Annotated in this window: 17 protein-coding genes and 1 pseudogene; 10 read left to right on the top strand and 8 right to left on the bottom strand. The window is 50.0% G+C overall.

All coding sequences use genetic code 11. The annotated features are described in order from the left end of the window. Positions 1 to 165 precede the first annotated feature (165 nt). Genes ACYVR3_RS01845 through ACYVR3_RS01825 form a run of 5 tightly spaced genes read left to right on the top strand, consistent with a single transcriptional unit; the run spans position 166 to position 3,904 of the window. Positions 166 to 972, top strand: a complete 807-nt coding sequence (locus ACYVR3_RS01845; RefSeq protein ID WP_461242900.1) for an ABC transporter ATP-binding protein — start codon at positions 166 to 168, stop codon at positions 970 to 972. Beyond that, complete coding sequence (locus ACYVR3_RS01840; protein ID WP_461242899.1) at positions 969 to 1,940, top strand: FecCD family ABC transporter permease; 972 nt, start codon at positions 969 to 971, stop codon at positions 1,938 to 1,940. Before ACYVR3_RS01845 ends, ACYVR3_RS01840 begins: the two co-directional genes overlap by 4 nt. Then, the gene (locus ACYVR3_RS01835) at positions 1,937 to 2,920 is read left to right on the top strand and encodes a FecCD family ABC transporter permease (protein WP_461242898.1); all 984 of its coding nucleotides are present in this window, start codon (positions 1,937 to 1,939) and stop codon (positions 2,918 to 2,920) included. The genes ACYVR3_RS01840 and ACYVR3_RS01835 overlap by 4 nt, the downstream gene beginning before the upstream one ends. Positions 2,921 to 2,953: 33 nt before the next feature. After that, positions 2,954 to 3,352, top strand: coding sequence for a TroA family protein (locus ACYVR3_RS01830; RefSeq protein WP_461242897.1), 399 nt, complete (start codon positions 2,954 to 2,956; stop codon positions 3,350 to 3,352). Then, positions 3,353 to 3,904, top strand: coding sequence for an ABC transporter substrate-binding protein (locus tag ACYVR3_RS01825; RefSeq protein WP_461242896.1), 552 nt, complete (start codon positions 3,353 to 3,355; stop codon positions 3,902 to 3,904). A gap of 256 nt (positions 3,905 to 4,160) precedes the next feature. On the opposite strand, the gene ACYVR3_RS01820 is transcribed toward ACYVR3_RS01825, so the two are convergent. Beyond that, positions 4,161 to 5,780 (bottom strand): ABC-F family ATP-binding cassette domain-containing protein, encoded by a 1,620-nt coding sequence (locus ACYVR3_RS01820; protein WP_461242895.1) that lies wholly within the window; start codon positions 5,778 to 5,780, stop codon positions 4,161 to 4,163. A 532-nt stretch (positions 5,781 to 6,312) separates the two neighbouring features. Between ACYVR3_RS01820 and ACYVR3_RS01815 the strand changes: the two genes are divergently transcribed. Both ACYVR3_RS01815 and ACYVR3_RS01810 read left to right on the top strand, forming a co-directional pair. Then, positions 6,313 to 7,695, top strand: a complete 1,383-nt coding sequence (locus ACYVR3_RS01815; protein WP_461242894.1) for a sugar porter family MFS transporter — start codon at positions 6,313 to 6,315, stop codon at positions 7,693 to 7,695. A 437-nt stretch (positions 7,696 to 8,132) separates the two neighbouring features. Continuing rightward, positions 8,133 to 8,570: a MerR family transcriptional regulator gene (locus ACYVR3_RS01810; RefSeq protein WP_461242893.1), complete on the top strand. Its 438-nt coding sequence runs from the start codon at positions 8,133 to 8,135 to the stop codon at positions 8,568 to 8,570. Here ACYVR3_RS01810 and ACYVR3_RS01805 read toward each other — a convergent pair. After that, a complete protein-coding gene (locus tag ACYVR3_RS01805; protein ID WP_461242892.1) occupies positions 8,558 to 9,583 on the bottom strand; it encodes an NAD-dependent epimerase/dehydratase family protein in 1,026 nt (341 codons plus the stop codon). The genes ACYVR3_RS01810 and ACYVR3_RS01805 overlap by 13 nt on opposite strands. Positions 9,584 to 9,729: 146 nt before the next feature. Here ACYVR3_RS01805 and ACYVR3_RS01800 point away from each other — a divergent pair, with 146 nt between their 5' ends. Then, a complete protein-coding gene (locus tag ACYVR3_RS01800; protein WP_461242891.1) occupies positions 9,730 to 10,527 on the top strand; it encodes a hypothetical protein in 798 nt (265 codons plus the stop codon). 49 nt (positions 10,528 to 10,576) lie between these two features. Here ACYVR3_RS01800 and phnW read toward each other — a convergent pair whose 3' ends face one another. The 6 genes and pseudogenes from phnW to ACYVR3_RS01770 all read right to left on the bottom strand — a co-directional run bounded on the left by phnW (position 10,577) and on the right by ACYVR3_RS01770 (position 15,965). Further along, entirely contained in the window at positions 10,577 to 11,677 is a 1,101-nt protein-coding gene (phnW, locus tag ACYVR3_RS01795) for a 2-aminoethylphosphonate--pyruvate transaminase (protein WP_461242936.1), read from the bottom strand. 39 nt (positions 11,678 to 11,716) lie between these two features. Beyond that, a pseudogene (gene phnX, locus ACYVR3_RS01790) lies at positions 11,717 to 12,463 on the bottom strand (phosphonoacetaldehyde hydrolase); the annotation flags it as partial. Positions 12,464 to 12,494: 31 nt separating this feature from the next. Then, on the bottom strand, positions 12,495 to 13,358 hold the full coding sequence (locus ACYVR3_RS01785; protein ID WP_461242890.1) for a PhnE/PtxC family ABC transporter permease: 864 nt from the start codon (positions 13,356 to 13,358) through the stop codon (positions 12,495 to 12,497). Then, a complete protein-coding gene (locus ACYVR3_RS01780) occupies positions 13,355 to 14,155 on the bottom strand; it encodes a phosphate/phosphonate ABC transporter permease (RefSeq protein WP_461242889.1) in 801 nt (266 codons plus the stop codon). The genes ACYVR3_RS01785 and ACYVR3_RS01780 overlap by 4 nt, the downstream gene beginning before the upstream one ends. After that, a complete protein-coding gene (gene phnC / locus ACYVR3_RS01775; protein ID WP_461242888.1) occupies positions 14,148 to 14,915 on the bottom strand; it encodes a phosphonate ABC transporter ATP-binding protein in 768 nt (255 codons plus the stop codon). The genes ACYVR3_RS01780 and phnC overlap by 8 nt, the downstream gene beginning before the upstream one ends. A 24-nt stretch (positions 14,916 to 14,939) precedes the next feature. Further along, positions 14,940 to 15,965 carry a phosphate/phosphite/phosphonate ABC transporter substrate-binding protein gene (locus tag ACYVR3_RS01770; protein ID WP_461242887.1) on the bottom strand — a complete coding sequence of 342 codons (1,026 nt, stop codon included), beginning with the start codon at positions 15,963 to 15,965 and terminating at the stop codon, positions 14,940 to 14,942. A 522-nt stretch (positions 15,966 to 16,487) separates the two neighbouring features. On the opposite strand from ACYVR3_RS01770, the gene ACYVR3_RS01765 reads away from it, so the two are divergent. Both ACYVR3_RS01765 and ACYVR3_RS01760 read left to right on the top strand, forming a co-directional pair. Then, positions 16,488 to 17,828: a dihydrolipoyl dehydrogenase family protein gene (locus ACYVR3_RS01765; protein WP_461242886.1), complete on the top strand. Its 1,341-nt coding sequence runs from the start codon at positions 16,488 to 16,490 to the stop codon at positions 17,826 to 17,828. A 40-nt stretch (positions 17,829 to 17,868) separates the two neighbouring features. Further along, on the top strand, positions 17,869 to 18,453 hold the full coding sequence (locus tag ACYVR3_RS01760) for a uracil-DNA glycosylase family protein (protein WP_461242885.1): 585 nt from the start codon (positions 17,869 to 17,871) through the stop codon (positions 18,451 to 18,453). The last annotated feature ends 82 nt before the right edge of the window (positions 18,454 to 18,535 follow it).

Genomic DNA, 18,535 nt, shown 5'->3' with positions numbered 1-18,535 from the left:
GGTTGGGTTTAGTAGGATTTGTCAGGATACTATGACTAAAATAGCCAAAAGTTTGGTTGGGTCTATCTTAAAGGGTCGGTCAAGGCTTGTCAAGCTGAAATCAACCGAAATCATTTGAATTGAATTTTGAGAACAAGACGTTTCGAAACGACGAGGAGGGATAGGATGAAAACGACAAACAGTAGTCTTTCAGCACAGCACTTGTCGGCGGGTTACGGTCACAAAGTGGTGATCAATGACCAAACGATTACGATTCCGGCGGGCCAGATCACCGGCCTGATTGGTCCTAATGGGAGTGGTAAGAGCACGTTGTTCAACGTGCTGAATGGGTTTGAAAAACCGATGGCGGGGGATGTTTACCTCGGTGACCACACCGTAGCGTCCTTTAACGCCAAGCAGCGCGCACAACACATTGCCTGTCTGGTGCAGCATCCAGAAGCGCCTAGTGGCATCACCGTATCGGAACTTGTGACTTATGGGCGGTACGCTCACCGTCGTGGCTTGCACCGATTCGGCAAGGCCGACCGGCAAGCGGTGACGGATGCGATTACGGCGGTGCACTTAACGGCATTTGCCGACCAGCCCGTTAGTGACTTATCTGGTGGGCAACGGCAGCGGGCGTTTATCGCCATGACGTTGGCGCAGGATAGTCCGGTGATGATGCTGGATGAGCCAACGACTTATTTGGACCTCACGAATCAATTGGAAATCCTCACGTTGCTACAAGAACTGAACGCTAAGTTTCATAAAACAATCGTGATAATTCTTCATGATTTGAATCAAGCCGCGGCCTACTGCCAGCACTTGATCTGTCTGGTTCACGGTCAGGTTCAGGCGGCGGGGTGTCCGCGAACGGTGTTGACGGAAAAATTGTTAGCTGACGTCTTTCAAGTCAGGGCCGACATTGCTTACGACCAGCAGTTAGATTGCCCGCAAATGCTAAACTGCCGGCCACTGGCGGCCATCTCATGAGACGGTGGTTAGGCGGTGGCCTGGTCGGACTCCTAGTCATCAGCGCCGTACTCAACGTGCTGGGTGGGCCGCACTGGTACAGCGTGACGGCGTTGTGGCAACCACCCACGCAACTGGTTGGCAATATCATTTGGGGCATGCGGGTGCCACGGATGCTGGCCAGCGTGATGGTTGGGGCGTTGTTAGCTGTGAGTGGGTTACTGCTGCAGACCATCGCGCATAACCCGATTGCTGATCCGTCGATTCTGGGAATTAACGCCGGAGCTAACCTCGCGCTGATCATTGGTGGCGTGGTTGGTATCGGCATGTCGATCGGTAACACGATTTGGTTGTCGTTGATCGGCGCCGGGGTCGCATTTGCGGTGGTGTTGGGCTTATCGTTGTCCCACCACGGGATTGAACCACTACGGTTGATTCTGGGTGGCACGGTATTTTCCGGCTTCATCAGTTGTTTGTCCTACGCGGTGAGTGTGGTGACCAATACCAGTGAACAGTACCGGAACCTGTTGGTGGGCGGCTTTAGTAGCGCCACTTACGGTCAGGTTTGGCTGTTGGCGGGGGCGTTGGCCATTGTGCTCGTTGGCGTTGTCACTTGCAGTACCGGTTTTCCGCTACTGGCATTGGACGAACAAACGACTCAGGGCCTTGGTGTTGCTACTGGGCGACTGTGGTTGATTGCAGCGGGGTTGATCATTCTCGCAACCGGCGTCAGTGTGTCAGTTGGTGGCAATATCGGCTTTGTGGGCCTCGGCATTCCGCAGCTGATCAACGTGTTACGGCCGGGCTCGTTTAAGCAAAATGTGGGCAGTACGATGGTGGCCGGAGCCGTCTTTATGACCTTGGCGGACCTGATTGCGAAAACGGTGATTCCGTCAGTTGAATTGCCATTAGCGGCGTTGAGCGCCATGTGTGGCGGTTGTCTGCTATTCATCATGGTACTTTTAGGACGGCAGGTGGTGCGCGAATGACACGACAAACAAAGGCGTGGTTAGCGTTGAGTTTTAGCGGTGTGCTCTGTTTGGCCTCAATGGTGCTCTTGCTGTCACTGGGCGACATTCGGTTGAGCGTTTGGCAGGTTTTAGGCACGTTGATCGGTCACGGCGACTTCACCGCCAACTTCGTGGTCTGGCAGTTACGGATGCCAACGGTTATTGCGGCGGTGATCACGGGTGGTGCTTTGGCGGTGAGTGGGTTGATCCTCCAAGTGGTTACGGGCAACCCCTTAGCGGACAGCAGTATCCTCGGCATCAACGCTGGCGCAAGTTTAGGGGCCGTGCTCCTCACTGCCATTGGTGGTGGCACGGCACTGTTGCCAGGCGCAACCCTGATTGGCGCCGTAGTCAGCTGTGGTTTAGTGATGCTGGTCAATCGGCAAGGTGATTCGATTCGGGTCCTCCTCGGTGGCGTAGCGTTGACCGCGATGTTAAACGGCGTGATTTTGATGTTGGAAATGCAGTTGAACCAGTTCGACTTCGATAAAGCACTGGTTTGGCTGAGTGGCAGTTTTTGGAATCTGGGTGCCGGTTTCTTAACCATTAACGGGGTGGTGCTCGTGATTTTAATGGGCTTGACGCTAGTGATGATCCCAACGCTAAGTAGTTTAACGCTGGGCGCCAAAATGGCCGTCAGCATTGGTGTTAACGTTCGTCTTGGCCAACGGTGCCTATTACTATTAGCCGTTGGTTTAGCAACAGTGGCCGTTTCCGTTGGCGGGGCCATTAGTTTTGTGGGATTGATGATTCCCAACATCACCAAGCGAATCGTTGGGGAACGGGTTGCGATTTGGCTACCCATGAGTTGGTTATTAGGGAGTAGTTTGATGCTGTTATCAGCGGTTGTGGCCAATAACGCCTTTGGGAAGGTGACGTTGCCGGTCGGATTGATCGTGGCAGTGGTCACGATGCCGTACTTTATTTATCAATTATTTGGTCAGAAAAATTCCCAGTAAAATAGACATTCTGGCCTTAGGAGGAACCGATATATGAAAAAATGGAAAAGTCTTTTAAGTTTAGCAGCCGTTGTGGCAGTCGGTGGTGTTTTGCTGAGTGGTTGTGGGTCAACTAGCAAATCCAGTAGTTCGAGTGCTGAAGCTACCCGGACCATCAAGACAAGCACCGGTAAGCTCAAAGTTCCAAGTCACCCGAAACGAATCGTTACGAATGTTTACACGGGTGATGTTTTGTCACTGGGCGGTCACGTGGTCGGTGCCACATCGACGGACCTTGCGAGTCCCTACATATCAAAAGCGACCCGGTCAAGTATCAAGAACCTGGGGCTGACGCTGAAGGCGGAAGCAGTGTTGAAGCTCAAGCCGGATTTGATCGTCACGAGTAACGAAGCTGACGTGAAGGCGTTGAAGAAAATCGCGCCAGTCGTTTAAGTGCCGTATGGGAGCACGGGTAATATTGAACAGACGGCGACTAAGTTTGGTCAAATTCTAAACCGACAAAAGCAGGCGACGGCTTGGAACAACAAGTTTAAACAACAAGCGACGGCCAACCAAGCTAAGTTGAAGAAGGCTGGTATCGACACGGCAAAAACGACGGTCGGCATGTATGACATGCAAAACGGAAAGCTGTTTGTTGATGGCGCGGCTTGGGGTCGTGGCGGTCAGGCGTTGATCATCGGATTGAAGTTCCAGTTGCCAACGGCTATTCAAAAGATCGACAAGGGTGCCGGGTATCAACAAATCTCACTGGAATCGCTCAACAAGTACGCGGCGGACTGGTTGTTCTTTACCAACACCACGGCGACTCAAAAGGGTGAGGCTGCGGTGAAGGATTTGAAGGCCAACGCGGTTTGGAAGAGCTTGCCGGCAGTGAAGGCGGGGCACGTGATCGAATTGCCGTTTAATAAGATGTACTACTTTGATCCGGATGCGGTTTATGCGCAAATGAATTTGATTACGAAGGCGATGATTGCGGCGAAGTAGTTGGCATGGGGTTAATGTTAGATAGAAGTGAATACTAAACGAAAAGAGCGTACCTTGCTCGGTTGAATTTGACCGAGGGAGGTAAGCTCTTTTTTGTTTAATGGTTGAGGGATGTGTGGTCCTGTCAGGCAGCCACGCCGAAACGTGCGCCACAAAACTGAGAGCTATGTGTAAGTCAACTTAGGTAAAACCCCAAGCCCGGGGCTTTCACCTAAGTCGACTTACCCGCCGCTCTCAAAGCGTTTTGTTCTGCACTCTAGTAAATTCCCGCCACCTGCGCTTGCGCCACTTCATGGGCCATAAAGTCATCGTAAGTCGTGTCCGGCTTGTCCACGATGCCCTTTGGTCCCACTTCGATAATGTGGTTGGCAATGGTTTGGATGAATTGGTGGTCATGGCTGGTGAAGACCATTGAGCCTGAGAAGTCCACGAGGGCGTCGTTCAGGCTGGTGATGCTTTCAAGGTCCAAGTGGTTGGTTGGATCATCCAGTAACAGCACGTTGGCCTTGCTGAGCATTAGTTTGGAGAGGTAACTCCGCACTTTTTCGCCCCCTGAAAGGACTGGGACTTCTTTGAGTACTTCATCACCCTTAAATAGCATTTGGCCCAAGAAACCCCGCAAGAAGGTGTTGTCGCTTTCTTCCTTGCTAGCAAATTGACGCAACCATTCGAGGATGTTGAGGTCGTCGCTAAATTCTGGGTTGAGGTCCTTAGGCATGTAAGCCCGGTTGGTCGTCACACCCCAAGTAATGGTACCTGAGTCGGGTGCCATGGTCCCAGCAATCAGCTGCATCAGGATGCTGGTCGTCACGTCAGAACGGGAAATAAAGGCGGTCTTATCGCCAGGACGTAAAATGAAGCTGACGTTGTCCAGCACCTTTTGGCCGTCAATCGTCTTCGTGACGTTTTCAACGCGGAGTAAATCGTTACCGATTTCGCGTTCCGGCGTGAATTTGATAAACGGATACTTCCGCGAACTTGGCTTGATGTCGTCCAAGGTGATCTTATCCAGTTGCTTCTTCCGAGAAGTGGCCTGCTTTGACTTCGACGCGTTGGCCGAGAAACGGGCGATAAATTCTTGGAGTTGCTTGATTTGTTCTTCTTTTTTCGAGTTAGCTTGGTTGCGTAACTTCAAGGCCAGTTCAGAACTTTGAAGCCAGAAGTCGTAGTTCCCGACGAAGAGTTGAATCTTACCGAAGTCCACGTCACACATGTGGGTACAAACGGCGTTCAGGAAGTGACGGTCATGGCTGACGACTAGAACGGTGTTAGCGTAGTCGGCCAAGAAGTTTTCCAACCAGCTGATGGTTTGAGGATCCAAACCGTTGGTCGGTTCGTCTAAAAGTAAGACGTCGGGTTGGCCAAACAGGGCTTGCGCCAACAAGACCTTGATTTTGTCACTTTCAGTGAAGTCCTTCATTAATGTTTGGTGACGATCTTCAGTGATGCCCATGGATTGTAGGAGTTGACTAGCATCACTTTCAGCGTTCCAGCCGTCCATTTCAGCAAATTCACCTTCGAGCTCGGCTGCCCGGATGCCATCAGCATCGGAGAAGTCGGCCTTTGCGTAAAGGGCATCCTTTTCAGTCATCACTTCATAGAGGTGCTCGTGACCCTGTAAGACCGTGTTCAAAACGGTTTGGTCGTCAAAGGCAAAGTGATCTTGCTTCAGGCTACTCATTCGTTCGTTAGGCCCCATCGAGACGTTACCGGTGGTTGGTGCTAAACGACCCTCTAAAATTTTCAAAAATGTCGATTTACCGGCACCGTTAGCCCCGATAATGCCGTAGCAGTTGCCCGGCGTAAACTTCAAGTTCACATCATCATACAGTTTACGGTCAGAGAACCGCATTGACACGTTGGTTACAGTTAACACGCGCTTACCTCGCTTTAATTTGATTGATAGTTAGTTGTGACAATTATTCACGTCTTTATATAGTAGCAGATTCGCAACGAATAAGCCAATCAATCGGACCAAATTCGATGGGAAAGTTCGGAAATTCAACTTGTAGTCGAATTGCAGTGTACGATGAGTGGGGCGAACAATGGTTAACATCGAGTACTGGAATTAAATGGACGATGGTTGCGTGTGGTAACAACAATCATAAAATAAATGATATATTTTTTACGGCCTATACCAATTGGCTGAATTTTACTAAATAATTTAATCATTAGTAAATGGTTTTAGTGCAAACCGGGGGTAAGTGCAGTTAGGACCGGTTATGCTCAATTTCAAACAAGATTGGTGTAGCTGATGGGTCAAAACATGCGCTACTGTGCCAAAATGAAACACTTTCATTTTTTGTGAAATTTTGAAATGTAACCGCTTGCCTTTTATCTGAAAACGTTTACAATTGGAAACTGTTGAAAAAGCAATTATTAAGTTAGATAAGTTAGGAGCGATTCACGTGCGTAAACACCATTTAAGTATTTTCTTCATATTCGTTTTCGGCGCACTGGGGGGCTTGCTCTTTGGATTCGATACCGGGATTATTTCCGGGGCCTCGTCACTGATTGAAAACGACTTTAGTTTAAACGTTGAACAGACCGGGTTCATTACTTCGTCTGTGCTGATTGGTTCGTCCGTTGGGGCGTTATCGATTGGGTCATTGTCTGACAAGTATGGTCGGAAAAAGTTGCTGTTGCTGGCCTCGATCCTTTTCCTCGTTGGTTCTGGATTATCAATGGTTGCTACCGGGTTCATTTCAATGATTATTGCCCGGATCATTTTAGGGTTCGCCGTTGGGTCAGCGTCCGCTTTAACGCCAGCGTACTTGGCTGAATTAGCGGATGCCCCACACCGTGGTTCACTTGGGACGATGTTCCAATTGATGATCACGTTAGGGATTTTGTTAGCTTACATGTCAAACTTAGGTTTCTTGCACCACAACCTGTTAGGCATTCGGGACTGGCGCTGGATGTTAGGTTCCGCTTTGATTCCTGCCGCTATTCTGTTTATCGGGTCACTGATCTTACCAGAATCACCACGGTTCTTGGTTGAAAAGGGCCGCATCGACGAAGCTAAGTCCGTCCTACACGGTCTTCGGGAAAATACAACTGAAGATCCTGACAAGGAATTGGCTGAAATTCAAAGTGTTGCTAATCAACCAAAGGGTGGCCTGAAGGAACTCTTTACCTTCGCCCGTCCAGCCGTTATCGTGGCCGTTGGGTTGATGTTCTTGCAACAATTAGTTGGGATCAACTCCGTCATTTACTTCTTACCACAAGTGTTCATCAAAGGGTTTGGTTTTGCTGAAGGTAACGCTATCTGGATCTCAGTTGGGATCGGGGTCGTCAACTTTGTCTGCACGATCTTGGCCTACAAGATCATGGATAAGTTCAACCGTCGGACCATCTTACTCTTTGGTTCAGTTGTGATGGCCGTTTCTATCGGGATCCTCTCCGTCTTGAACTTCACGTTGAGTGTTCAAGCCGCTGCCGTACCAACGATGATCTTAATCGCCATCTACATCTTCGGCTTCGCCGTTTCATGGGGCCCAATTTGCTGGTTGATGATTGGTGAAATCTTCCCATTGAACGTCCGTGGGGTTGGTAACTCCATTGGTTCAGCTGCCAACTGGATTGGTAACTTCATCGTGTCACAATTCTTCTTGGTTCTGTTGAGTGCCTTCCACAACAACGTTGGTGGTCCATTCGCAGTGTTCACCTTCTTCGCCATCGTTTCAATCTTCTTCGTCATCTACTTCGTCCCAGAAACTCGGGGCAAGTCACTCGAAGAAATCGAAATGGAAATGCGGAAGCAAAGTGCGGATAAAGCCGCTGCTAAATAAACTGATATTAAATTAAAACGACAATCTCGATACGTTCGAGGTTGTCGTTTTTTGATTACGTTTGTGTCCAGCGTAAGTGTTGGGTGCGCTTTGGGTGTTGGCTGTTTGTCGTCGCTTCGCTCGCCAAAGCCGCATGAAAACCGGCGCTCTCAGTCAACAAAATTCGGCGTCACTTAAACTGTTATTTCCAGGGTTCCTGAAGTTGTAAGAACTTGTCAACCACGCGCTTTCTGGCCACCACGCCGAATGGTGCTGCGCGAGACTGAGAGCTGCATGCAAGGCGACATCGGTAAACCCGCCAGGCCCGGGCGCCTTCACCGATGTCGCCTTGCACACTGCTCTCAACCCGTCTCGCTCCGCACACTTACGCCGGACTAGCAATTCAATCATCAACTCGCTATGATAAAGGCAACAACAGCGAAAACGGAGGCGATGAAATGACCTATTCAATCAAACAGGTAGCCGAGAAGACCGGACTATCGATTTATACGCTACGCTTCTACGACAAGCAGGGACTATTACCCTTTGTGGCACGAAATCGGTCGGGGTACCGGGCATTTACAGATGGTGATTTGAACTTATTGAAGACGATTTGTTGCCTGAAGGAAACCGGCATGAAAATTAGCGACATTCGGTTGTACGTTAACGATGTGATGGCGGGGCCAACAAGTATTCCGCACCGGAAACAATTATTACAGCAGCACCGGCAGCAAGTCGTTGAACATCAGCGACAACTGGCGGCTAATTTGGCCGAATTGGATGAGAAATTGGCGACCTATGAAGATCCGGCGGCAGTGCAGATCATCAGCCAAAAGCAGGCGTTTGCGATTGCTGAGAAGCGACAGGCGCATTTGCCCAACGTTTATGAAGGTTGAGTTTCTAGCTTAACTAGGCTATCGACGGTTGCTAGTACGGCTTCATCAATGGTGGCAAGGGGTGTCCAGCCCAGCTGACGGGCCTTTTGATTGCTGACTTGGTGACTGATGCTCAGCATAAGGGCACCTTCCTTAGCCGTTTTGTTGAATGGACTTACTGCTCGAATCAGCCAAGCCGGGAGCGTGTGCTTGGGGAGTTGGGGTGCAAGCTGTGGCCGTTCACGCCGAATTAACGTCACCAATTCTGGAAGGGAACGACTGCCATCTTCAACGGCTAAGAAACGTTGACCAGCCGCTTCGGGTTGGAAGAGCGCCCGTAGATGAACATCGACGACATCACGAACGTCAGAGATATTAAACCGCACGTTGGGGGCTAACCGGGTTTTGCTGTCAATCAACTGACGCACGAGACTAAAGCTACCAGAAACGTGGTTACCAAATGCCGGGCCAAGCATCGCCCCCGCCGCAACGGTCGCCAAGGTGAGGTGACTGGTTTTAGCGAAGTCCCACGCTGCCTTTTCGGCGAGAAGTTTTGAGAGCTCATAGGGTGACAGGCCGGGTTCGTTTGGATCCGTCCAGTCATCTTCAGTCGTGGTTCGGGTGAGATCGTGATTACTAAAACCGACGGCGCCAAAATTAGCGGTCATGACGACGCGTTGCACGCCGGCGTCTTCTGCAGCCTGAAGAATGCGCCGAGTGCCTACGGTAGCAGTCTGAATGAGTTCAGGTGTTGCGATTTCACCGTTCACAAATACCGGGGCAGCCACGCTTAACACGTGAGTAACACCGGCCATGGCGTCCGCCCAACCAGCATCAGTTAATAGGTCAGCTTGCACAAAACTTAGTTGATCGAGGTGGGGCGTTTGTTGAAGCTGGAGGTTGTCCAGCACGGTTTCAGCGGCATCGAGGTGGCGTAGTATAGCGCGGACTTGGTAGCCTTGAGTGAGTAATTGATGAATCAGGTGGCCGCCTAAAAAGCCGTTGCCACCAGTAACGAGAACGAGGGTTGTCATAATTGAAGTCTCCTTTTTCGAATTAATTGTGACTTAGCTTAAACCCTAGACAACACTCTAGGGCAAGCTGAAATTGAAACTTTTTTGACAACCCGAAGATGAACAATGTTTCACATGAAACATTTAGAAACAAAGAAGGCAGTTAATTGATGGAAATAATTGAACAGTTTCGACGTGGCAAAATCAGTGATGAGAAGTGTGAAGATACGCTGGTGACGACTACCGACTTTTTAGGAATCGTTGATGGTGTTACTGCTAAATCGCCATTTCGGTATCAAGGGAAGACAACGGGAAAATGGGCGTCAACCTTAATTGCTCAAACGATTGCTGAGGCTGATCCAGCAACGACCTTACCGGACTTATTGCGGCAAATTAACGGCGTTATCCAGCGCTTTTATGAGCAGGTGCCATTTCCTTACGATCGAGTTAGCCAAGGCCTACAAGCAGTTGCGGTAGTTTATTCACGGCAACTGCGACAACTCTGGTTAGTTGGCGATTGCCAATTACTAGTAGATGGGCAATCGGTGACGAACCCTAAGAAGAGTGACGTGGTCCTGGGCAACTTTCGAAGTTTAGTGCTTGCGACCACCCCAGCAACGACGAACGATGATCCGGGTCGTGATGCCATCTTACCTTGGATCTTGAAAGCAACCCAGTTTGCCAACGATGCTTGTACGGATTGGGGTTACGCCATCATTAACGGTCAGCCGATTCCAAGCGAACTGTGTCGAGTGATTCAGTTAGATCAGCAGCCTCACCAGATTGTAATGGCGAGTGATGGATACCCGGTATTGAAGGGGAGTCTAGCCGAAACTGAAGCAGCACTGCAACGGGTACTGGCAACTGATCCCAAGTGTACGCATGGTTATGTATCAACGAAGGGGTTGAAAGTGGGCAACCGGTCGTTTGATGATCGTAGTTACTTGCGGTTTAATACTAAATAAAAAGGAATCGAACGTGGTTGTTCGATTCCTTTTTGGTATGCGATTAAGGTTATTCAGTTGCCTTCAACGCAGTCGTGTAAGTCGCAATCAAGTTTAATAACCGGCTAATATCGTCGGCGGAAACTTCACCGATGTTACCGATGCGGAAGCTGTCCATTTGAGACACCTTACCAGGGTAGATGATGAAGCCCCGGTCCTTCAAGTATTCGTAGAAATCACGGAAGTTGAAGTCCGCCGTTGGGTATTTGAACGATGTGATGATTGGTGATTGAACTGCGTGATCGATCACGGGTTCGTAGCCGAGGTCAATCATGCCTTCGTGAAGGAGTTGCTCGTTGGTGCTGTAACGGTGGTAACGCGCAGTGACGCCACCTTCAACGGACAGTTCGCGAAGGGCTTGGGCAAATGCGTAGACAACGTGGGTCGGTGACGTAAAGCGCCATTTGCCGTGTTGGTTTTCGAAGCAGGCGTTTTGCGCGTAGAGGTCTAAGGCCAATGAACGTGCGTTGCCCGCAGTGGTTGCCAAGGTCGCTTTTTTCGCGAGGACGATGCTGAAGCCCGGAACGCCTTGGACGCACTTGTTAGAGCTGGTCACTAAGTAGTCAACGTTTAAACGTTCAAGGTCGATTGGCATGCCACCAAAGCTCGACATGGCATCCACGATGGTAACGATGCCTTTGTCAGCAAGCGCTGGAATAATCGTTTCGATCGGGTTCAGAATTCCAGTTGTCGTTTCGCAGTGGACCATAGCGAAGTGGGTCACTTCAGGATGGGCGGCCAACTTTTCTGAAACCAAGTCCATGGTAATCGGTTGGTCTTCAGGGGCGTGAACCGTGATAAACGGAATTTGAAGGTAAGTGGCCATTTCAGCCATTCGTTCACCGTAAGCGCCGTTGGCTGCGATCATCAACGTGGCATTTTCACGCGGAATCGCCGTACCAAGGGTGGCTTCAACGCCGAAACTTCCGCTACCTTGCATGAGAACGGCGGTGTAAACGTCGTCTGAGGCGTTCCCAAGGGTGACGAGTTGATGACGCACCCATTGCGTCAGTGCTTTGTAGTCATCGTCCCAAGTACCGTGGTCGACCTGCATAGTTGCCTTAACGGTTGGGCTGGTTGTGAGTGGACCAGGGGTCAGTAACAGTGGCATTTCGCGTTGGTGGTCGTCGATTGATTCGATTAATGGAATCAAGTCAGCGATGTTCATGACGATTTCATCGGCGCCGGCTTCGGTGAGGATAGCAGCGGCCTTCATTTGATAACGGTCACGGTCTTCGATTTGAAGTTGTTCAAATTCCGATTGGGAAAGGCCAATCAAGTTACCACCTTCAACGACCCCAACCGAAATGACACCGGCGTTTTTGCCTTCCAGTACGTCATTGATCGTATCGCCGACCTTAATCACGTGAGCAGGGTCAGTGACGTTGAGTTTTTGCATCGCCAATTCAACCATGGCAGGTTGTGGTCGACCGACGTGGTTTGTTTGTTCTGACGTGATGTTCACCAGTGGTTGGTAGCCCTGTTCTGCAGCCAATGGTAATAGTTGATCCAACATGGCTTGTGTGTAACCCGTGGTCGTTGCCAGTTGAATGTGGTGGTCGTTGGCAAACTGGATCAGTTCCGTCATCCCGCTCTTGAGTTGGGCCGTTTCACTCAACACTTGAGTAATTTCGTGTTGGAACTGACGGTAAACTTCGTCAGTGGCGGTTGCTAGCGGAATTGTTGGGTGAGTAGCTTCCCAATTGTTCGCAATTTCGGGTTGTTGCAGAATTTTACGAACGTGACTCTTTTTGTCGATGCCGATGTCTTGGCGAATGCTGGCTTCACTGAGCTCGACACCGTAGTGAGCAAAGGCATTTTTAAAGGCAATGATGGGTGCTCGGCTACCGTAGTCAACGGTAGTCCCGGCCCAGTCTAAGATAATCGCTTCAATCATGAAAAAGTTCCTCCTATGGGGTAGTGGGTCGTTAAGCATCTGTGCGGTGAGTTGCGGCGCGAAGGCGGTACGAAATGATTTCGAGGATGACGGCAAAGACCAAAATCAAGTCAACCATCACACCGACTTCGCGGAAGTCAAAGTAGAAACTGCTGGACATGAAGAGTTGGTAACCAATTCCGCCAGCACCGGCAGCAGCGCCGATGGCAACCGCGTCCGCAAAGTTGATTTCAAAACGGATGAAGGTCCAACTGAGCAGGCTTGGCATCAGGTAGGGGAGAATCGCTTGGCGAATGATCGTGCCTCGAGGAAGTCCCATGGCCTGCATACTGGTGACGATGTCGCTATCGAGTTCGTCCATGCTGTCGGCGTAAACCTTGGTCAGGTAGGCGACACTGTGGAAGGTAATGCCGATGACCGCGGCGTTAGCGCCTAAGCCAAAAACGACACTGTAGATCAAAACCCACAGAACAGTGGGAACGGCGCGAATCAAGGCCATGCCACTTTGAATCACGAGGGTCAACCAAGTCGGCACCAGTTGGCGGGTGCTGGCGAGGGCGAAGCCAAAGGCGATGACGGCGCCCAGCAACGTGGTGAGAAAGGCTAATAGGATGCTATCTAGCAGGGCCGTTAAAAGCGCCGTAAATGTAGTGTTGCTTAGATGCGGGTCTAAGAACATCAGTTGGAGGTTGGCACCGAAGCTTTGAACAGCAGCGCCAAGGTTAAAGTGGCTTGGAATCATTGACGGGAGGGTCAATAACGTGAGGCCGCCTAAAAACATGAGTGTCAAATAAACGGTGATCCGGCGTCGATCGCGAAATCGGAGCGGAATGGAAAACTGCGGCCCGTTGGGGGTCTGCGTCAACATGGTAAGTGATTTTTCGGGTTTGATCATGCGAGAAGCCTCCCAATGAGTTTGGATACCAGTTCAACTGAGACAACCAGAATGATAACGGCTAATACAACCAACCCAGCAGCGCCGTAACGAAGCCCCTTGAAGTAAAGGTTGAAGATGAAGCCGATTCCGGTTCCAGTGAGTAGTCCCACTAGTGTGGCATCGCGGACGTTATTTTCAATCATATACAACACCCAGCCCATTAACGCGGTGGCAATTTCGGGAATTAATCCCTGAAAAATCACCTGTAAATAGGTAGCGCCGGTTGCCTGTAGTGCCTCAAGCTTGCCAGTTCCAAAGTCTTCGATGGTTTCCATGAAGGCTCGGGTGAGAAAACCCACCGTCATGAAGAAGAGGGCGAGAAAACCGGTTAGATCGTTTTGTTTGAAAGAGAATAGGAGAATCATCGCCCAGGCGACAATGGGAATGTTACGCATGAAGGACGCGAAACTCCGGATGACCCAGTTCAGCACGACGCTGGGACTTAACGTTTTGGCGCCAAGCACCGCTAAGAAGAGGGAAACGACCGCGGCACAGGTAGTTGAGGCAATGGCAACCAAGAACGTTCGCCAGAGTTGCGTGACGATGTCGTGCCAGTAGGATGCCGACTCAGCGTTGGGAACAAAGTTATGCGCGAGCCAGATGATTCCGTTTTGAACACCGAAAAGGGATTGGGTTTGAAAACCAAGGCCAACTGAGGCGAGCGCGTAGGCTAATCCAAGACCGACAACGATGAGGGTGAGGTGCAGTCGCTTTTTGGCGAAAAAGCGGTTAATGGTTTGCGAATTATCAGCCATTCACGCCCACCTCCTCAGCGACCGGTTGTTTGCGGTAAATATCAGCGACGGCGGTATCGGTCAAAGCAGCGGGGGAGTCATCGAAGACCACCGTCCCTTGATTAATCCCAATCACGTGGTCGGCAAATTCACGGGCAATGTCCACTTGGTGGAGGTTGATCAGTACGGAAATGCCGTCATTCACAGCGAGTTCGCGTAACAGTGTCATGACCGTTCGCGTGGACTTGGGGTCCAGCGAGGCGATCGGTTCATCACAGAGAATCAATTTGGGGTGTTGCATCAGCGCCCGCGCGATGCCCACCCGTTGCTTTTGACCACCGCTCAAACTACGGCACTGCTGGTAGGCAAAGTCGCCAAGACCGACCTTTTGTAGCAGTTGGAGGGCTTCTAACTTCTCGGAATTACGGTAAAGGGAAAACATACCGGCCAAGTTCGACTTTGTCCCTAGGCAACCATGCAGGACGTTTTCGAGGGCGGTTAAGGGTTCAATCAAGTTGTAGTTTTGAAAAATCATGCCGATTTGGCAACGTGCCCGCCGTAGTTCGGCTCGGTTGAGTTGTCGTAGATCAACATCGTCCAGCAGAATCTCGCCGTCATCATCCTTGATCAATTGGTTCAGACTCCGAAGAATGGTCGTTTTACCAGCGCCAGAGGGACCAATGATAACGGCAACTTCGCCAGGAGCGACTTGGAACGAGACGTCAGTTAGGTTTTTTTTCTCGCCGTCGTAGCTTTTAGCGAGGTGGTTGACTGTTAACATGTAGGCTCCTCCTATGAATTGGGCTTATTCGCCCAGAACTTTGTGGGTCGGTGCGTACCACTTGTCAGAAATACCGATGAATTGTGTCTTGCCATCCTTCGTGAAGAGGCCACGGACTTTAGCATCAGCAGGTGCGAAGAACTTAGGATCGTTCGCAACACGCTTAGACGTGAAGGCTTTGACAATCTTGTTAACGTCAGATTGGCTAACGCCCTTGCTATTAACAACTAATGGTTCGTTTTGAACTGGGTAAGCGGCCAAGGCGATACTTTCCTTGCCACGAACTGAGTTAAATGGTGCTGGGGCATCGGCGTTCACTTTAAAGTCGGCACCGGCCTTGGTCGAGTCGTTCGTAAACTTCCCGTATTGAACTAAGTCCATGTCGTCAAATGCGGCAACGTCGGCGTCACCCTTCAATAAGTTAACGGCTGATCCTTGGTGAGAACCGCCGAAGAGGACTTTAGAGAAGAACTTGTTGTTTTGTTGGAGGTCGTCCTTGTTCTTCAACTTGAAGGCCGTTTGGATGGCCCCGGCTGGAATGGCGAAACCAGAAGTTGACGTGTTTGAGACGAAGGACATGCGTTGGCCCTTGATCTTGTTCAAGCTGTATTTGCCATTCACCTTATACTGAGCTGCTTTGGCCTTAGGGACCATCACGTAACTGTGGTACTGGGCGTCCTTTAAGGTCCCTGACTTACCAGAGTAGGTTAAGATCGGCTTAACGGCACTGTTTTGCTTGTGCGCTTGAATGTAGCCGTCAGGGCCCATCAAGGCGACCTGGGCCTTACCAGAAGTGATGGCTTGGATCGCGACGTTGTAGTCGGTGGTGGTCTTCACGTTGACCTTCTTACCAGTGGCCTTGTGGATCTCGCTCGCTAAAGCGGTCCGGGCGGCAGTGGCTTCCTTGGCTGAATCACCAGGGAGAAAGACAACGGTCAGTTCCTTGCTCTTGCCAGCTTGGTCGGCGTTAGACTTGGTGCTGCAACCAGCTGCGGCCAAGGAAAGGCCAACCATACCGGTCAGTAAAAGGGTGCGCTTAAGTGGGGTCATATCAAATACTCCTCGTTATTTTTTTTACAGTCCAATCATAACCAACGCGTGTAAAGGTAAGATAAAGGTTGTGTAAATATTGGGAGCGTTGGTGTAAAGGTTTGGTAAAGACCAATTTACGATTGCTAGATAACTAGTTACGTAGTCCGCGGTAATATAATAGGAAATGATCAATCGTGATTGATGGTGGAATTGTGGCGGATGGGCCGGGGTAACATTTTTTGAGAGTGAATGTAACGTGAGTATATTGGTAAGTATCGAATGGCGTTCTTAACTGGTGGATCAAGGTGTCGGAACCGGGACTTCGAGACTGGTACATAGCCTAAACGCGGAGAAAAACTCAGGCCCCGGCCATATAAGCCACTCACATTGCAGATTCCAGGACCGGGAATCTACAATGTGAGTGGCTTATATTCTGGGACCTAACCGAGTTTTTCTCCGCTCTCTCCAAGCAACTTACCTGACGTCCTCAAATGAAACGATTAGAATAAACTTAAGGTATTGAAAAAAGGAGGACACGGTATGACGACAACATATGACACAATTATTATTGGTGCAGGACCTGGTGGCTTGGCAACGGCTTATGGGTTAGTGGCAACGCAGCACATTTTAGTGATTGAAGGAAACCTTTGGGGTGGGACTTGCCCCAACTTTGGTTGCGACCCTAAAAAGATGTTGTACGGCGTAGTTGAAGCTAAGCGCCAAACGCAGCGTTATGACCAGAGTGGTTTGACTGGAACACCGCAAGTCGATTGGGCGGCATTGATGAAGTTTAAGGAAAGCTACACGGCTAAGGTACCTAAGGGCACTGAGGGTGGCTTAACCAGTGCTGGTATCGATCACGTTCATGGTCAGGCCCGGTTAGTTGACGGCCACACGGTTCAAGTTGATGCGCAACAATTCACAGCCGACCATATCGTGATTGCAACCGGCGCGCGCCCAACCATTCCTGATATTCCTGGCAAGGAACACTTTTTAACGAGTACCGACTTTTTAGCGTTGCCGCAGTTACCACGACGAATCGGGTTTGTTGGTGCGGGTTATGTCGCAATCGAACTGGCGAACATTGCGGTTGAAGCGGGTGCGAAGGTTCACGTTTTCCAACACAACGATCGGTTGCTTCGAGGATTCCCACAATCGTATACGGAAAAATTACGAGATTTGTTGGCAGAAAAAGGCATTCATTTCCATATGAATACGCAAGTTCAGCGCTTGCAGGCAACGGCGGATGGCACAATCACGGTCGAGACCGATACGGCAGCGCCATTAACGCTTGATGCCGTGTTTACAGCGGCCGGCCGACGTGCTAACCTAGATGATCTGGGGCTAGATCAATTGGGCATTGACGTTACTGCCGGCGGGGTCGTTGTGGACGATCATTTACGGACCACGGTTCCCAGTGTGCTTGCAATCGGTGATGCAATTGCTAAAGCCCACCCCAAGTTAACACCCGTTTCTGGTTTGGAAGGCCGGTATGTTGCCGAACTGTTAAAGGGTACGACAACGGCGCCAATTAGCTATCCAGTAATACCCCATACGGTATTTGCGGGTCCCGAATTAGCTCAAGTTGGGGTCACATTACAGCAAGCGCAAGAAACCCCAGAGGGGTATCTTGTGCGGCAACAAAAAGTGGGTCAATGGTACACGTATCACCGGTTAAAGGATGATGCTGCTCAAGTAACGACGATTCAGGATCGCGTGACGGGACAATTGGTTGGTGCAGTGGTATTGGCTGTGAACGCTGAGGAACTGGTGAACGATTTAACTGAAGTCATCACGAACCACAAACGGCCTGAGGAAGCCTTTAACTGGATTCCGATTTATCCAAGCGTTGCGAGTGATTTGGGTTATTTTTATCACTAAAGCGAGTTAGAAATGAGCGTTAATTTTGGAGGAAAGCTGTATGACCGTTGCCGAGACGTTATTTGAAGCGATTCAACAAGATCCACAGAATCAGATGTATACAGAACAAGGGATTCAACCTTTGTACCACGTTGAACCGAATGCGCGGTTGCTGATCGTTAGTCAGGCGCCCAGTCGCAAGGCGCAGGCGTCGATGACGTTTTGGGACGATCCCAGTGGTGATCGGTTACGCAGTTGGCTAGGATTGAGTCGAGACGAGTTTTACCATTCCGGTAAAATCGGTGTGATGCCATTGGACTACTATTATCCAGGTAAGGGTAAACATGGTGATCTGCCACCGCGACCGGGATTTGCGGAAAAGTGGCATGAACAGACCCGCGTATTAATGCCCAACGTTGCGTTAACTTTATTGATTGGACAGTATGCGCAAAAATACTACCTACAAAAGACGCGTCAAAAAACACTGACCGCAACGGTTGAACACTACCAAGACTATCTACCAGATTACTTCCCATTGGTGCACCCATCGCCGCTCAATTACGGTTGGCTGAAACAGCACCCGTGGTTTGAAACGGCCATTGTGCCAGCGTTGCAAGCACGAGTTCACAAATTAATGGTAGATTAAGTCACATCGAAAACTGTGCATCGACCAAAAATTGAATTCACTGAATATAATTAATCCGTATCAATATTAGTGTATAATATTG

Source organism: Secundilactobacillus muriivasis (assembly GCF_054785195.1).
Note: the sequence above shows the minus strand (reverse complement) of the source record. Positions and strands in the feature narration are given on the sequence as shown.

What these genes read in the sequence shown, in the direction of transcription:
- ACYVR3_RS01845 (WP_461242900.1), top strand. Translation starts at nt 166, where the DNA reads ATGAAAACGACAAACAGTAGTCTTTCAGCACAGCACTTGTCGGCGGGT.
- ACYVR3_RS01840 (WP_461242899.1), top strand. Translation starts at nt 969, where the DNA reads ATGAGACGGTGGTTAGGCGGTGGCCTGGTCGGACTCCTAGTCATCAGC.
- ACYVR3_RS01835 (WP_461242898.1), top strand. Translation starts at nt 1,937, where the DNA reads ATGACACGACAAACAAAGGCGTGGTTAGCGTTGAGTTTTAGCGGTGTG.
- ACYVR3_RS01830 (WP_461242897.1), top strand. Translation starts at nt 2,954, where the DNA reads ATGAAAAAATGGAAAAGTCTTTTAAGTTTAGCAGCCGTTGTGGCAGTC.
- ACYVR3_RS01810 (WP_461242893.1), top strand. Translation starts at nt 8,133, where the DNA reads ATGACCTATTCAATCAAACAGGTAGCCGAGAAGACCGGACTATCGATT.
- ACYVR3_RS01805 (WP_461242892.1), bottom strand. Translation starts at nt 9,583, where the DNA reads ATGACAACCCTCGTTCTCGTTACTGGTGGCAACGGCTTTTTAGGCGGC.
- phnW (WP_461242936.1), bottom strand. Translation starts at nt 11,677, where the DNA reads ATGCCACTGTTACTGACCCCTGGTCCACTCACAACCAGCCCAACCGTT.
- ACYVR3_RS01785 (WP_461242890.1), bottom strand. Translation starts at nt 13,358, where the DNA reads ATGATCAAACCCGAAAAATCACTTACCATGTTGACGCAGACCCCCAAC.
- ACYVR3_RS01780 (WP_461242889.1), bottom strand. Translation starts at nt 14,155, where the DNA reads ATGGCTGATAATTCGCAAACCATTAACCGCTTTTTCGCCAAAAAGCGA.
- phnC (WP_461242888.1), bottom strand. Translation starts at nt 14,915, where the DNA reads ATGTTAACAGTCAACCACCTCGCTAAAAGCTACGACGGCGAGAAAAAA.
- ACYVR3_RS01770 (WP_461242887.1), bottom strand. Translation starts at nt 15,965, where the DNA reads ATGACCCCACTTAAGCGCACCCTTTTACTGACCGGTATGGTTGGCCTT.
- ACYVR3_RS01765 (WP_461242886.1), top strand. Translation starts at nt 16,488, where the DNA reads ATGACGACAACATATGACACAATTATTATTGGTGCAGGACCTGGTGGC.
- ACYVR3_RS01760 (WP_461242885.1), top strand. Translation starts at nt 17,869, where the DNA reads ATGACCGTTGCCGAGACGTTATTTGAAGCGATTCAACAAGATCCACAG.